A 14,596-nucleotide genomic window follows, 5' to 3' on the forward strand; every position below is an offset into this window, starting at 1 on the left:
AAAGACGATTAGACAACTACAGTCTAATTGTCTAATTCGACTTGACCGGAGCAAGAGCTTGAAAAATCAAATGGATTCTCAACTTCCTCAACCGACCGCCACGGTCCTGGTGACCGGCGTCGGCGGATTTCTCGGCGGCCATGTCGCCAGCCAGCTGCTGGCGAGCGGCTATCGCGTGCGCGGGACCGTCCGCAGTCTGCACGCCTGCAACCGGATCCGGAGCCAGATTTGCGCGACCGCGCCTGCCGCCGGTGCGCTCAGTTTTGCCCGGGCGGATCTTTGCTCCGACGACGGATGGGACGACGCTCTGAAGGGCTGTCGCTATGTCATTCACACGGCCTCGCCATTTCCGGCGGGATTGCCTGACAACGCAGACGAGCTGATCCAGACCGCGCGCGACGGTGCACTCCGCGTGTTGCGCGCGGCCCATGACGCCGGCGTGGCACGCGTGGTGCTGACATCCTCGATCGCCGCCACCAATCACGGTAGCGGCCAGCCTCCCTACACCGAGAACGATTGGACCGATCCGACCAGCGCGCGGGCGACGCCCTATTACAAATCGAAAACGCTGGCCGAGCAGGCCGCGTGGAGCTTTGCGCGGAACAGCGGGCTCGATCTGTGCGTGATCAATCCCGGCATGATCTTCGGACCGCTGCTCGGCCCGCAATACGGCACGTCCGTTGGACTGATCCAGCAAATGATGAGCGGCAAGTTGAAGCGTGTGCCGCGCTTTGGCTTTGCGGTCGCGGACGTGCGCGATGTGGCCGACGCCCATATCCGCGCGATGACCTGTCCTGATGCCACCGGAGAGCGCTTCATCGTCGGCGGAGGTTTTTTCTGGTTGAGGGACTTGGCCGCGGTGCTGGCGACATCGTTTCCGGCTTATGCGGCCCGCTTGCCGCGCGGCGACGTGCCGAACTGGATGGTGAGGGCGCTGGCCCCGTTCAGCGGGCGCTCGCGCATGATCGTGCATGAGCTCGACCGCGACCTCAGCATCAGCGCCGCCAAGGCGCATCGCGTGCTGAACTGGCAACCACGGCCTGATGAGGATTGCATCCGGGCCAGCGCCCAAAGCCTGATCGACCATCGCTTGATCGCCACGCCGTAGACGGCTGGACCCCCTCGCCCACCCTTGCAGAACTGGAGAACCACCAATGACGACGCACGCGACCGACACGGACTCACCGCAAGCCGAGCACATCCGCAACACCGAACGGGCCCGGCTGCGCGCGCTGGTCGAGGGAGACATTGCGCAGGCGGAGCCGCTTCATGCACCGGAGTTTCAGTTGATAACGCCCATCGGCATGCCGCTCTCCAAGGGCGAATATCTGGGTGCGATCCAGAGCGGGCAGATCCAGTACCTGATGTGGGAACCCGGCGCGATCGCAGTCCGCCAGCAGAACGATCACGCCGTGATCCGATATCGCGCCAGGCTGGAGATCGTTTTTGCTGGCCACCGCGTTGCTCCTGCGGACTATTGGCACACCGACACTTACGAGCACCGCGAGGGGCGTTGGATGGTGGTCTGGTCGCAGGCGACGGCGATCAGCGAAATGGCCTAGAATTTCGAAGAGAGCGTTCGGGCCCGCTCGCCATTGCTGGTGAGTTTCTCAAGAAATAGGAGCTAGCCTCCCGGGCATGCGCACCAAGCCCTCAGATGCCAAGCTCACCGGCCTGTTCCTCGACATGCTCGCGGCGGAACAGGGCGCCGGGCCCAACACGCTCGACGCCTATCGCCGCGACCTCACCGATTTCTCGGAATTTTTGGGCCGCGTCGGGCACAGCTTTGCCGACGCCGAGACGCAAAATTTGCGCGACTATCTCGCCGATCTCGATGCCCGCGGCTTCAAATCCACCAGCGTCGCGCGGCGGCTGTCGGCGATGCGGCATCTCTATCGCTTCCTGCTGAACGAACGCATCCGAGCTGAGGATCCCGCCGCGATCCTGTCCGGCCCCAAGCGCGGCCGCGGCCTGCCGAAGGTGCTGTCGATCGCCGATGTCGATCGCATGCTCCGCCGCGCCAAGGAATTGAGCGAGGCGCAAGATGCCTCGCCGTCGAAGCGGCTGCGCGCCTTGCGGCTGTATTGCCTGCTCGAGGTGCTCTACGCCACCGGCCTGCGCGTCTCCGAGCTGGTGGCGCTGCCGCGCTCGGCGGCCAAGCGCGACGCCCGCATGATCGTGGTGCGCGGCAAGGGCAACAAGGAGCGCCTGGTGCCGCTCAACGAGGCCTCGCGCCAGGCGATGGCGGATTATCTCGCGGCGACGGAAGCTGCGAAGACGGAGAAGAAGAAGGACAGCCTCGCCGCCTCCAAGTGGCTGTTCCCCTCGTTCGGCGAGAGCGGACATCTGACGCGCCAGCATTTTGCCCGCGACCTCAAGGAGCTCGCGGTCGCCTCGGGGCTGCAGGCGCGGCTGGTCTCCCCGCACGTGCTGCGCCATGCCTTTGCCAGCCACCTCCTGCACAATGGTGCCGATTTGCGCATCGTGCAGACCCTGCTCGGCCACACCGACATCTCGACGACGCAGATCTACACCCATGTGGTGGAGGAGCGGCTGAAGAGCCTCGTGCGCGACCTGCACCCGCTGGCGGAGAAGTGACTGTCGTCCCTGCGAACGCAGGGACCCATACCGCGTGATCTATCTGTGACAGCCGCTGTGAGTCCCACGGAAGGGCCTCTTCACTGCCAATCTTCGCCAAACTTCTCCCTGTGGTTATGGGTCCCCGCGTGCGCGGGGGACGACGGCGGAGGCCGAAACCGCCTTGACTTCGGCCACATCTCCGCAGAAAGAGCCGAGGCCTTCGCATGATTTGACGGGCCCGCCCGCAGCACACAGGTCAACTCATTGAAGAAGCTACACTTCTTTCCGTAGGTTCGAATCCGCTTCGCCGCCTCGCCCCGTTCTCCCTATATTGAGTTGATGCAAGACCAGATGCGCAGCTATCTCGACTTCGAAAAGCCCGTCGCCGAGCTCGACTCCAAGGTCGACGAGCTCAGGACGCTGGCGGCCTCCGGCACCGACATTTCCGATGAGATCGGGCGGATCGAGGACAAGGCGGCGCAGGCGCTGGCCGACCTCTATCAGAACCTGACGCCGTGGCAGAAGACGCTGGTCGCGCGGCATCCGCAGCGGCCGCATTTCAACGATTTCATCAAGGGCCTGATCACCGAATTCACCCCGCTCGCGGGCGACCGCAAGTTCGGCGAGGACGAGGCGCTGGTCGCCGGCTTCGGCCGTTTCCGCGGCGAAGCGATCTGCGTGATGGGCCAGGAAAAAGGCGATTCCACCGAAAGCCGGATCAAGCACAATTTCGGCATGGCGCGCCCCGAGGGCTACCGCAAATGCGTGCGGCTGATGGAGATGGCCGAGCGGTTCGGCCTGCCGGTGCTGTCGCTCGCCGATTCCGCCGGCGCCTATCCCGGCATCGGCGCCGAGGAGCGCGGCCAGGCCGAAGCGATCGCGCGCTCGACCGATGCCTGCATGGCGCTGACCGTGCCCAACGTCGCCATCATCACCGGCGAGGGCATGTCGGGCGGCGCCATCGCGATCACCACCGCCAACAAGGTGCTGATGCTGGAGCACGCCATCTACAGCGTGATCTCGCCGGAAGCGGCGTCCTCGATCCTCTGGCGCGACGGCACCAAGGCCCAGGAAGCCGCCAACAACATGAAGATCACCGCCCAGGACATGCTCCGCTTCGGGGTGATCGACAGCATTTTGAAGGAACCGGTCGGCGGCGCCCACCGCGACCCCGCCGCCATGATCGCCACCACCGGCGACGCCATCGCCAAGGCCTTCGACGAGCTCCGGGGCCTCGACGGCGACGCCATCCGCAAGCAGCGCCGGCAGAAATTCCTCGATATCGGCCGGAAACTGGGCTGATTCGTCCCGATTCCGGTGCCGCAGGGTGGGCAAAGGCGCGAAGCGCCGTGCCCACGTCTTCGCATCAATGGGGCAGAACGTGGGCACGCTGCGCTTTGCCCACCCTACGAAACCTGTCGGGCCGCCCCGGTAACCCCGCATTAACCCTTTTTTTGCCCAAATCAGCGATCTGAGTCCGGGTCGGGCCGAAAAGCCCAAGTTCGGTCCCAAAGTAAGGCCCAAAGTCGCGTCCATTCAGTCTTCGTTGACCATGCCGATGGGCCAACGGGCTCGTGATCCCCGCTCGGGTTGCGACCACATGCCCCAGAGGTTAGAATTTTAATCAATGGCTTCAGGGCACATGCGCTGGGGCGTGAGCTGAAAAAGCCCGTCACGACGGGTCCGGTTCTCCGGTCGGATCATGCTCCATCAGAATTGGGGTTCGCGCTTTCTGCCCGGCACGGTGTGGGGTCCATCTTGATTTCTCGTTCGCTTGCTCGCGCGCTTTTGGCTTCGGTCGCGCTGATGACGGCCAGCGTCCTGCTGGCCGGCTGCGATACCGACCAGGTCTCGCTCGCGACCAACGCCAAGGCCAACCAGCCGGTGCCGCCAAAGCTTCTCGCCGCGATGGTCGAGAAGGACATGGATCTGCAGTCGCCGATCCTGGTGCGCCTGTTCAAGCAGGAGGCCGAGCTCGAGGTCTGGAAGCAGGCCCGCAACGGCCAGTTCGCGCTGCTCAAGACCTATCCGATCTGCCGCTGGTCCGGCGACCTCGGACCGAAGGTGCGCGAAGGCGACCGCCAGGCGCCGGAGGGATTCTACTCGATCAATCCGAGCCAGATGAATCCGCAATCGGCTTATTACCTCTCGTTCAACACCGGCTATCCGAACGCGTTCGACAAGGCGCTGGGCCGCACCGGCTCGCAGCTGATGGTGCACGGCGACTGTTCTTCGCGCGGCTGTTACGCGATGACGGACGAGCAGATCGCGGAGATCTATTCGCTCGGCCGCGAATCCTTCTTCGGCGGCCAGAAGGCGTTCCAGCTGCAGGCCTATCCGTTCAAGATGACGCCGGTGAACATGGCCAAGCACCGGAACAATCCGAACATGCCGTTCTGGAAGATGATCAAGGAAGGCTATGATCATTTCGAGGTGACGCGGCAGGAGCCGAAGGTCGATTTCTGCGAGAAGAAGTACGTCTTCGACGCGGCGAAGCCCGCGGACGCAAAGCGCGATCCGGTGTTCGACGCCTCGGCAAAGTGCCCGGCCTATGTGATTCCCGAGGACGTCGTCGCCGCCGTGCGGGGCAAACAAGCCAAGGACGAGGCGGAATACGCGAGGCTGGTCGCCAAGGGCACGCCGGTGGCGCGCATGAACACCGGCATCGACGGCGGCATGAACAAGATCTTTGCGGCGAAGATTCCGGAAGGCTCGACCGGCCTGTCCGAGGGCGCCGAAGGCACCACGCTGCAGATGCTGGCGATGGCGAAGGCGCCGGGCACGATCCCCGGCCACGTCAATCCGCCCAAGCCGAACCTCGACAGCGTGGCGTCCGCGCCTGCGCCGCAGGAAGAGCCGGTGGTCGCCGTCAGCGCCCCCGCGACCAGCGCGCGCGTCGCCACCGCCGCGCCGGCTGAAAAGTCCGGCGGCTTCTTCTCCAACCTCGGCCGCAAGATGGGCATGGGCTCATCCGACACCACGGCCACCACCCCGCCGCCGCAAGCCACGGCATCCGTGGCCCCGGCCACCACGACCACGACGCCGCCGACCGCAGCGTCGCGGCTCAAGGCCGCAGTGACCCGGTTCGTGCCGGGGCATGACAAGTCCAAGGACGCGACAAAGGATGCGCCGAAGCCGGCTGCGACCGTGGCCGCCAAGCCCGCCGAACCGGCAAAGCAGCCCGACACCCGCCTCGCCGCAACGCGCCCGGCGCTGAAGCCGTCGGTGAGCGATGGTGCCGGTGAAGCGACGCAGATCATGGGCGCCGCGCCGGTGATCTCGTCGAACTCGTTCGACAGCCGCTTTGGGGCGGTGAAGTAGGCGGGCACACCGCGCACCTGTTCTCGCGATCGACCATGCCTCCCCGTCACCCTGAGGTGGCCGCTTCTTCAGCGGCCCTCGAAGGGCGACGGCCCGGCTGGCAGCTCGCCCGTACATCCTTCGAGGCTCCCGGCGCGATGCTGCGCATCGCGCCACTCGCACCTCAGGATGACGGTGTTGGCAGGATGCGCAGTCCAAATGACGATCCATTCAATCGCCTCTTCGGATTAAATTAATTCTCTTTACCCGAACCGCGACACACCCTATACTCCCTCGCCATCTCATCCCGCCGGAAGGGGCGGGTCGCGATCGTCACGGTTCGTGGGGTGAGTTGCGGTGGACGCGGGCGGTGTTGGCGCCAGGTGCGGTCGCAGGGCGGGGTCTCCCCGTGAGCGATCAGCGGGCGCGGTACGACAGCGCGGCCATGCCCTGCGAAGCCCGAAGGGCGAAGCGGGGCCGCGTACGGCAAAATCGTGTGGTCCTGGCGCCCGCAGGCTGGCGTCAAGTCTCCGCGGTGGTGTGCGTGCCCGACCGGGTAGCGCACATCAGCGATCTCGCGAGGCGACGGGGGCAAGAGTGCATCGCTCCCCGGGGAGAGCGCGACATAAGCCGTCAAACCACTGCGCAGGGAAGGCCGGTTATCGGGCTGCACCTGTGTCTCCCCTGTGAGCGTTGACTTACGCATCATTGCACAGGGGCTCGCGGGTGCCAGCCGGTACCCGGCCTTCCCTGCGCCCTTCCGATTCCGAAGGGCGCCAGAAGCGAAGCAAAACCCGGGCGAAAAGCGCTGCGGGATCGCGATGTCATGTCGGCTGTTTGACACTGGAAGAACCGGAGCGGGTGAGCGCAGCCCGGATGAGCGAGGTGTCAGCCGTAGCTCGGAGAGCGAAGGCGGGAAGCGCTATCCGGCAATTTCGCGAGCGGCCCCCCGCATCGTTCGCCAGCGCCTCTCGCTCGGCCGAAAGTTGCGCGTGCAAACCGCGTTGCCAGGACGTAATCAGATATCTTTCGACTGCCTCCGATAGAGCCCAAGGCATGCTGCAACGCACTTTCCTTCGTACGGTGATTTTTCTTTTCGTTCTGTCGGCGGTCGCAGTCGCGGACCAGCACGCGCTGGCGGGACCACGCGACGATTTCAGGGGCACCGCCGTCGTCGAGCTGATGCAGAAATACGGCCACCCCGATCAGATCGTCCCTTTCGGCCGCAAGGACCAGGACCGCGCCTATCACTGGCGAATGAAGACGACGGCCTCCTTCGAGGCAGCCGACCAAGGCGAGCGGCGCGAGGATTTCCTCTGCGACGTGACCGCCATCGTTGGTCAGAACGGGCGGGTCAAGACCTTCGAGGCCAGGCCCGCGGATGTCGGCGCCGGCGCCCTCGCATCCATCGAAGCCTTCGGGCCGCTGTGCCGCAAGGCATTCGGCTCACGACCGAGCCGGACTCGCGGCGAAAAACTCGCCAGGATGCGGCTTTGAGCGGCCGAGGTTGAACAGAGCGGTCCATGGCATCCTTCTACGCAGAGAACCACCTTCGACACATCGCCGGGCTGGAAAAGCGGCACGGTCCGATCAGCGACGAGGTCGTCACAGCCCTGCGCACGCTGATCAAGCTGATCTGCCGCAGCGAGGACCCGGTCGAGGCCATCCCCTTTCTCGACCGCTGCATCTCGATCCAGGAGAGCCTGCATGGGCCGCAGTCCATCCTGGGCGACCTCGATGAATGGATCCGCCAGGCAGGCCGCGTCGACTTCAAATTGGTCGAGCCGTTTCAGCTGCGGCGGCTGGCTATCAGGACCAGGCTTTCCGGCGAGCACAGTTGGCAGGCCGCCGAGGAATGCGAAGCGATCGCCCGGAAATGGGCCTCCGCCGGGGATTATTCCCGCGCCAGGGCTTTTCTGGAGCGAAGCATCTCGATCCTGGAGAAGGTCCACGGCGCCGTCAGCGTCGAAGTGGCAGCCGCGGTCGACACGCTCGCCGAGATCGGCGCGCGCCTGACGAAATGGGAGGACGCCGAGACGAATCTGCAGCGCAGCCTGCATCTGAAGGAGAAGATATTCGGGAAGAGAAGCGAGGAAGCGGCCCGGACGCTGCTCACCTCCGCCATCGTCCATGCCAATTCCTGCAAACTGCAGCGACACGGGGCCAAATTCGAGAGTCTGCGCAAGGCCGTGACCGCCTTCGCGTCCGGTCTCGACATCATCGAGGAACGATTTGGACCGGACAGCCTGGAGGTTCAGAAGGCTCTCGAAGCCATGATATCGGCCTATCTCGACTGTGGAGAGTTCTGGAAGGCCGAGCCTTTGCTGAAGCGGCTGCTGGAGATCTGCGAGCGGACTTATGGAGACGACGCTGCGGCCCTGCTCTGGATCCTGGCGGAGCTCGCCACGGGCTATGCGCGCGAACGGGTGGAAGATGCGGAGCCGGTCCTGGAGCGGGGCTTCGCGGTGCTGCGGACTTTCCTCGATGCCGGCAAGCCGATCTTTCGTCGCAGCATCCTGGACATGGCCGGCAACCGGAAGGTGCTCTACGGCGGCAGTCAGAAAGGCGTGCTCGAGACGCTGGTCCAGGCGTCGGAGACGTTTCGCGACAATCTGCGAAAGCGATGGGGAGCGTAGGTGGACCTCGGATGACAGATTACGACACCTGGAAGCTGCAATGCCATTGCTGCGGCAAGACCTCCGAGCATTCCGTGCTGATGAGCTCGAACTCGTTCGGCTCTCGCGACCTCGACCAGAGGCCGCCGAAAATGTACCGCTGGACCATCGCAAGCTGGCTTCAGGAATGCCCCTATTGCGGCTACGTCGCCCCGAGCATCGACAAGGGCGACGCGAAGGCGCGGAGCTTCCTCGATACCGCCGAATTCCGCGCCGCCTCGCTCGACCCTGCGCCCGACCCGGTATCGCGCCGCTTCCTGGTGCGCGCCGCGCAGCACGCCTTTGACGGAGAACGCAGATCGGCATTCCTGAGCACCCTGTCGGCGGCATGGGTGGCCGACGACAGCAACCGGCCGTCCGACGCGGCTGCACTCCGCCTCAGAGCCGCCCGTCATCTCGAGGGGCCCCGGATCACCTCGATCGATACCCGCCTGCTGCTCCTCGACGTGCTGCGACGGGCATCGAGCTGGGAAGCCGCCGAGGCGCTGATCGCCGAATTGACGGCCGAGGAGCTGGACTATCCCTTTGCCGAGATCGTTGCCTTCCATCGCGACAAGATCGCGGCCAGGGATGACCAGCGACATACGATCGGCCAGGCGCTCGAGGGCAAGCCGCCGCCGCCGGTCGCGGTCGAGGACCCGGAGCTGCTCGAAGCCATCGCACGGCACATCAAGATCGTTCCGAACCCGCGAAGGACGTGACCATGAAGGCCGCCCTTGCCTTTGCCGTTGCACCTGCCTTGGCTCTCCTTGCTGCTCCTTCTTTCGCTGCGGGAAGCTGGAAGCTGGAATTCGACAATCGCGATCTTCCCTCGCTGAGCTACAGGGATCAGGGCAAGGTGACGTTCATGCTGGGCTGCGGACGCGCTCTGGGCCTGCATGCAAGATATCCCGGAGAGGCCGGCCGCGCCGGAAAGGCAACGATCACGATCGGAAACGGCCGCAAGTCAATCAAGCTCGCTGGCGAATTCGAGGAGATTTCGGCAGACGACGACGCGACCAATTTTGTCCAATGGGATCTGGGCTACTCGAGGCAGGACCCCGAGCTGTTCGGCAAGCGCTGGAAGCGGGCCCAGGCGCGCCTGCTCGGCCTGATGGAGAGAGCGTCGCCGCTGACGATTTCGAGCAGGACGACGAGCTACCAACTTCCCAGGATCGATGCGGCCGGCTGGCGGGCCGCCATCGAAAGGTGCGGCGGCCTTGGGGCGGTGAAGTAACCGCTCGACTTTCGTGCCGGTCCCCCTCGATCGACAATCTCTGATCGTCACCCTGAGGTGGCCGCTTCTTCAGCGGCCCTCGAATGGCGACGGCCCGACTGACAGCTCGGCCGTTCATCCTTCGAGGCTCGCTACGCGATGCTACGCATCGCGCTGCTCGCACCTCGGGATGACGGGACTGAAGGGCGCGTTGCGAGGGGTTTGGAGCTGGTGGCAAGTGACACTCTACGGCGCCAGATATCGCATCAGCTCCGGATTGCCCCGCACCTCGCCCGCCTCGCCTTGCAGCGCGACGCGGCCGCGGTCGAGCACATAGGCGTAGTCGGCGACGCGCAGCGCGAGGTCGAGGTGCTGCTCGACGATGATGACGGCGATGCTCTTGGCGAGCTCGATCAGGCGTTCGGTGATCTCCTCGATCACGCCGATCCAGACGCCTTCGGTCGGCTCGTCCAGCAGCAGCAGTTTTGGATCGCCGAGCATGGCGCGGCCGATCGCGAGCATCTTGCGCTCGCCGCCGGACAGCGTGCCGGCGGGCTGGTCGAGGCGCTGGCCGAGCTTCGGGAAGATGGTCAGCACCTGGTCGACCGCGTCTGCCTTCTTGCTCGCGAGCGAGCCGACGGCGAGATTGTCGCGCACCGACAGGCGCGCGAACACCGAATGCTCCTGCGGCACGTAGCCGATGCCGGCGCGCACCCGCTCCTGGGTGGCGCGGCGACTGATGTCGCGGCCGTCGAAGGCGACCTCGCCCTTCCAGGCCGGCAATTCGCCGACGATGGTCTTCATCAGCGTAGTCTTGCCGGCGCCGTTGCGCCCGAGCACGGCGACGCCGCCGCGCCAGGGAATGCCGAGGGTGACGTCGAACAGCACCTGGCTGCGGCCATAGCCGGCATCGAGATGTTTGATGTCCAAAAATTCAGGCACGGCGCAGATAAATCTCCTGGACGGCTTTGTTGGCCTGGATCTCGGACACGGTACCAGACGCCAGCACCTTGCCCTGGTCGAGCACGGTGAGGCGATCGCAGATGTCGCGGATGAAATCGAGGTCGTGTTCGACGATGACGAGCGAGCAATGCTGCTTGATCGGCTGAAGCAGTTCGCCGGTGACGCGGCGCTCCTCCAGGCTCATGCCGCCGGTCGGCTCGTCGAGCAGCAGCAATTTCGGCTTGCCGGCAAGCGCCATCGCGATCTCCAGCCATTGCTGCTGGCCGTGCGACAGCGCCGCTGCGGCCTCGAAGGCGCGATTCGCGAGGCGGAACTGCGTCAGCATGGTCATGACCTGGTCGTGCAGCGCGGCTCTCGTGCGCGAGAACACGAGGTCGACCAGCGAGGACTGCGCCTGCAGCGCGAGCAGGATGTTGTCGTACAGCGTCAGCGACGGCAGCACGCTGGTGATCTGGAATTTCAGGCTCATGCCGGCGCGGGCGCGCTCGGTCGGCGTGAAGGCGGTGATGTCGGTATTGACGAACGACACCTTGCCCTGCGTCGGCACCTCGGCGCCGGCGATGCACTTCATCAGCGTGCTCTTGCCGGAGCCGTTCGGACCGATCAGGCCGTGGAATTCGTTGGCGCCGACGCTGAGCGCGGCACCGTCGAGCGCGGTGAGCTTGCCGAAGATTTTCGTGATGCCGGCGGCCTCAAGGAGCATCGCGATGCTCCCCGACGTTTTCCTTGGCCTTGGCACCGAAGCTGCCGACTCGCTCGCGCTCCCCGAGCACGAAGCTGATCAGGCCCAGCGGCCGGAACAGGATGACGAGCAGCAGCAGCAAGCCCAGAATGATCGGCCAGATGTCGCGATAATTGTCCGAGAGCCAGAAGCTGACGCCCTCGACGATGACGGCCCCGATGACGGCGCCGATCAGCGTGCCGGAGCCGCCGAAAAGCACGTAGAGCACGACCTGGGTCGAGACGACGACGCCGACCATGTTGGGCCAGACGAAACCCTCGTGGAAGGCGTAGAGGCTGCCGGCAAGCCCGGCAACGCCGCCGCCGATGGTGAAGATGATCGCCTTGAGGTGCTGCGCCTTGTAGCCGAAGAAAGCGATGCGCTGCTCGTTCTCGCGCAGGCCGGCGAGCGCGAGGCCGAATTGCGAACGCACCAGGAAACGGCAGAGCAGGTAGACCACGACCAGGATGCCGAGCACGAGATAATAGAACGCCGGTCCTTCCGTGAACTCGTAAGTCCCGAGCGACATCGGCGCGATCGAGGGGATGCCGTTCTGGCCGCCGAGATAATACCAGCCGCGCGCCAGGCGATCGGCGGCGTAGGAGCCGGTCAGCGTGCCGAGCGAGACGAAGATCACGCTGGAGGGATGCCGCCCGAGCAGCAGGAAGCCGCCAAGCAGCAGCGCGAAGGTGAGGCCGATGATGGTGCCCGCCGGCAGCACCAGGAAGATGTTGGTGATGTCGAGGTCGCGCGCGAGCAGCGCCACGCCATAGCCTGCCGAGCCGAAGAACAGGGCCTGGCCGAAGCTCATGATGCCGGCATAGCCCCAGACCAGATCGAACGACAGCGCGAACAGCGCCAGAATGATCACGCGCGTCGCGAACACCGTGAGATAGTCCTGCAGCAGCAGCGGCGCGAGCAGCGCCGCGACCAGCACGACGCCCTCGACGATCGGCAGCACTTTCCGCGCCGACGCGCGCTTCGCCGTCCGGCCGCTATCCATGGCGACGTCCGCCTCCCCGCCGATCTCGGCGGGGATCGCCTGTTTCACTGCGCCCATCGACTTCAGCATTCCACTTCAGCATTCCTTGGGATCGACGAGGCCGTTGCTGCGCCCGACGATCTCGTAGTTTCCGCCCTTGGCGACCGCGGTGTACATCTTCATCTTGCAGTGCCGCTTGCCCGGCACCATCTCGGCAGGCCCGCCCGGACCTTCGGCGATCTTGGCATGGTCGAGCGCCGCGGCGACAGACTCACGATCGATCTTGCCGGCTTCCTTCACCGCGGCCTCCCACAGCTTCAGGCCGCGATAGGTGCCGGTCGCCGCACTGCCGGCGGCGAACAGGAAGTTGCCGGGAAAATCCTTCTCGTAGGCCGCCTGGATTTTGGCGTCGAACGGGTTCTCCTTGGTCAACACCTTGAAATAGTCGAGGCAGCTGGCGAGTCCCTCGATCTCCGCGGCCTGATTGATGTTGAGCGTGTTCTCGTCATAGTAGACGCAGGCGAGCCGTCCGCCGTTCTTGAGGAAGCCCGCTTCATAGAGCTGCTTGAAGAACGGGCCGACGCCCGGCGGGATGACGGTGTTGAAGACGACGTCGACCTTGTTGGAGATGATGCGGTTGACGGTCGCGGAGAAATCCACCTGGTCGAGCGGGTAGTATTCCTCGAACACGACCTCGCCGCCATTCGCCTCGATCACCTTGCGGGCATAAACGTTGAGCGTGTGCGGCCAGACGTAGTTGGCGCTCGGCAGCGCGAACTTCTTGCCGCCGTTCTTGATCAGCCAGGGGATGAACTCGTCGCATTGCTGCGCCGGCGTCGGCCCGGTGCAGAACAGATAGGGCGTGCACTCCTTGCCCTCGTAGAGCTGCGGATAGATGTAGAGCGTCTTGCCGCGCGCCACGATGGGATCCTTGATCGCGTTGCGCATCGAGGAGGTGATGCCGCCCAAGACCATGTCGACCTTATCGCGCTGGATCAGCTTGCGCACATTGCCGACGGCGACGGATTCGTTGGAGGCGGTGTCCTCGATGTAGAGCTCGACCGGACGGCCGAGCAGACCGCCGGCGGCATTGATCTCCTTGATCACCATTTTGGCGACGTTGGCGTCGGCATTGCCGGCATAGGCGATCGGGCCGGTGAGGTCGGTCGCGATGCCGACCTTGATCGGAGCCTCTGCGGCATTGGCCCAGGGCGCCGGAATCACCCAGCTGCCGACCCCGGTTGCGACCGCGCCGGAGGCAAAGGCAAAATTGGAGAGGAAGCGGCGACGTGAGAGCTGCGTGCGATCGAACATGACTAAACCCCTTTTCCAGCGATGAGGCCCTGCGGGCGGAATTTGATGAAGACAATGGCAAGGACGAAGACGAGCACGTCGGCGACGACGGGCGCCATTACCCAGGGCAGCGCGGCGCTGAGCGTGCCGATGACACCGGCGCCCGCGACCGGCCCGATGAAGGAGCCGACGCCGCCGACCATGACCGCGACGAACCCCTGGATCAGGAAGCGCAGGCCGAGATCGGCGTAGAGGCTGAACACCGGGACGATCAGCGCACCGGCAAGGCCGGCGAGCGCGGAGCCGAACGCGAAGGTGGCGCCGTACATCAGGGGCGTGGAAATGCCCGAGGCCCGCGCCAGCGATGGATTCTCGAGCGTGGCGCGCATGCGCAGACCAAAGTTGGTGCGCGACAGCAGCAGATAGCAGCCGGCCATCACCAGAAGCGTGATGATGATGATGGTGAAGCGCCAGGCCGAGATGTGCATGGCGCCGATGTCGATCGAGCCGCCGATCGGCTCGGGCACGGTGAGATAGAAGCCGCCGATCAGGCCGCGCACGGATTCGCGGATGATCAGGCCGAGCGCATAGGTGCCGAGCATCGCCACGATCGGCGCGGCGTAGAATCTCCGGATGATCAACGCCTCCAGCACGAAGCCGAGCGCGCCGACGACGAAGGGCGCCGCGACCATGCCGGCCCAGATCGGCAGGCCCTTGGCGTAGGCGAGATAGGTGATGTAGGCCCCGAGCAGGACGAACTCGCCCTGCGCGAAGTTGAAGATGCCCATCATGCTGGCGATGATCCCGAGCCCCAGCACGATCAGGACGATGATCGCACCGAAGCTCAGGATCTCGAACGCCGCGACGAACGCGTTAGCCATGCTTTG

14 protein-coding genes are annotated in these 14,596 nt (G+C 65.0%); 9 read left to right on the top strand and 5 right to left on the bottom strand.

Features of this window, described 5'->3' with window-relative positions:
• The first annotated feature begins 70 nt into the window (after window positions 1-70).
• The 9 genes from GDN70_RS01130 to GDN70_RS01170 all read left to right on the top strand — a co-directional run bounded on the left by GDN70_RS01130 (window position 71) and on the right by GDN70_RS01170 (window position 9,771).
• Window positions 71-1,108 carry an aldehyde reductase gene (locus tag GDN70_RS01130; RefSeq protein WP_152102058.1) on the top strand — a complete coding sequence of 346 codons (1,038 nt, stop codon included), beginning with the start codon at window positions 71-73 and terminating at the stop codon, window positions 1,106-1,108.
• A gap of 46 nt (window positions 1,109-1,154) precedes the next feature.
• Complete coding sequence (locus GDN70_RS01135; RefSeq protein ID WP_028141870.1) at window positions 1,155-1,562, top strand: nuclear transport factor 2 family protein; 408 nt, start codon at window positions 1,155-1,157, stop codon at window positions 1,560-1,562.
• Between the two features lie 76 nt (window positions 1,563-1,638).
• The gene (gene xerD / locus GDN70_RS01140; RefSeq protein ID WP_028141871.1) at window positions 1,639-2,598 is read left to right on the top strand and encodes a site-specific tyrosine recombinase XerD; all 960 of its coding nucleotides are present in this window, start codon (window positions 1,639-1,641) and stop codon (window positions 2,596-2,598) included.
• Window positions 2,599-2,919: 321 nt separating this feature from the next.
• A complete protein-coding gene (locus GDN70_RS01145; protein WP_018320570.1) occupies window positions 2,920-3,882 on the top strand; it encodes an acetyl-CoA carboxylase carboxyltransferase subunit alpha in 963 nt (320 codons plus the stop codon).
• Between the two features lie 504 nt (window positions 3,883-4,386).
• Window positions 4,387-5,901: a murein L,D-transpeptidase family protein gene (locus tag GDN70_RS01150; RefSeq protein ID WP_173015735.1), complete on the top strand. Its 1,515-nt coding sequence runs from the start codon at window positions 4,387-4,389 to the stop codon at window positions 5,899-5,901.
• A 1,035-nt stretch (window positions 5,902-6,936) separates the two neighbouring features.
• Window positions 6,937-7,377 carry a hypothetical protein gene (locus tag GDN70_RS01155; RefSeq protein WP_152102060.1) on the top strand — a complete coding sequence of 147 codons (441 nt, stop codon included), beginning with the start codon at window positions 6,937-6,939 and terminating at the stop codon, window positions 7,375-7,377.
• A 26-nt stretch (window positions 7,378-7,403) separates the two neighbouring features.
• A complete protein-coding gene (locus tag GDN70_RS01160; protein ID WP_152102061.1) occupies window positions 7,404-8,516 on the top strand; it encodes a tetratricopeptide repeat protein in 1,113 nt (370 codons plus the stop codon).
• Window positions 8,517-8,527: 11 nt separating this feature from the next.
• On the top strand, window positions 8,528-9,256 hold the full coding sequence (locus tag GDN70_RS01165; protein ID WP_152102062.1) for a hypothetical protein: 729 nt from the start codon (window positions 8,528-8,530) through the stop codon (window positions 9,254-9,256).
• 2 nt (window positions 9,257-9,258) lie between these two features.
• Complete coding sequence (locus GDN70_RS01170) at window positions 9,259-9,771, top strand: hypothetical protein (RefSeq protein WP_152102063.1); 513 nt, start codon at window positions 9,259-9,261, stop codon at window positions 9,769-9,771.
• Between the two features lie 225 nt (window positions 9,772-9,996).
• Here GDN70_RS01170 and GDN70_RS01175 read toward each other — a convergent pair whose 3' ends face one another.
• From GDN70_RS01175 to GDN70_RS01195, 5 genes are read right to left on the bottom strand one after another with little or no spacing between them, the layout of a single operon-like run.
• The gene (locus GDN70_RS01175; RefSeq protein ID WP_152102064.1) at window positions 9,997-10,692 is read right to left on the bottom strand and encodes an ABC transporter ATP-binding protein; all 696 of its coding nucleotides are present in this window, start codon (window positions 10,690-10,692) and stop codon (window positions 9,997-9,999) included.
• A complete protein-coding gene (locus GDN70_RS01180) occupies window positions 10,685-11,416 on the bottom strand; it encodes an ABC transporter ATP-binding protein (RefSeq protein ID WP_028141880.1) in 732 nt (243 codons plus the stop codon). The genes GDN70_RS01175 and GDN70_RS01180 overlap by 8 nt, the downstream gene beginning before the upstream one ends.
• Complete coding sequence (locus GDN70_RS01185; RefSeq protein ID WP_038972795.1) at window positions 11,406-12,506, bottom strand: branched-chain amino acid ABC transporter permease; 1,101 nt, start codon at window positions 12,504-12,506, stop codon at window positions 11,406-11,408. Before GDN70_RS01185 ends, GDN70_RS01180 begins: the two co-directional genes overlap by 11 nt.
• A 6-nt stretch (window positions 12,507-12,512) precedes the next feature.
• A complete protein-coding gene (locus GDN70_RS01190; protein WP_028141882.1) occupies window positions 12,513-13,730 on the bottom strand; it encodes a substrate-binding protein in 1,218 nt (405 codons plus the stop codon).
• 2 nt (window positions 13,731-13,732) lie between these two features.
• Window positions 13,733-14,590, bottom strand: a complete 858-nt coding sequence (locus GDN70_RS01195; RefSeq protein WP_038972796.1) for a branched-chain amino acid ABC transporter permease — start codon at window positions 14,588-14,590, stop codon at window positions 13,733-13,735.
• Between the last annotated feature and the right edge of the window lie 6 nt (window positions 14,591-14,596).

The sequence above is a fragment of the Bradyrhizobium sp. TM102 genome, assembly GCF_009176685.1.
Classification (GTDB): domain Bacteria; phylum Pseudomonadota; class Alphaproteobacteria; order Rhizobiales; family Xanthobacteraceae; genus Bradyrhizobium; species Bradyrhizobium ottawaense.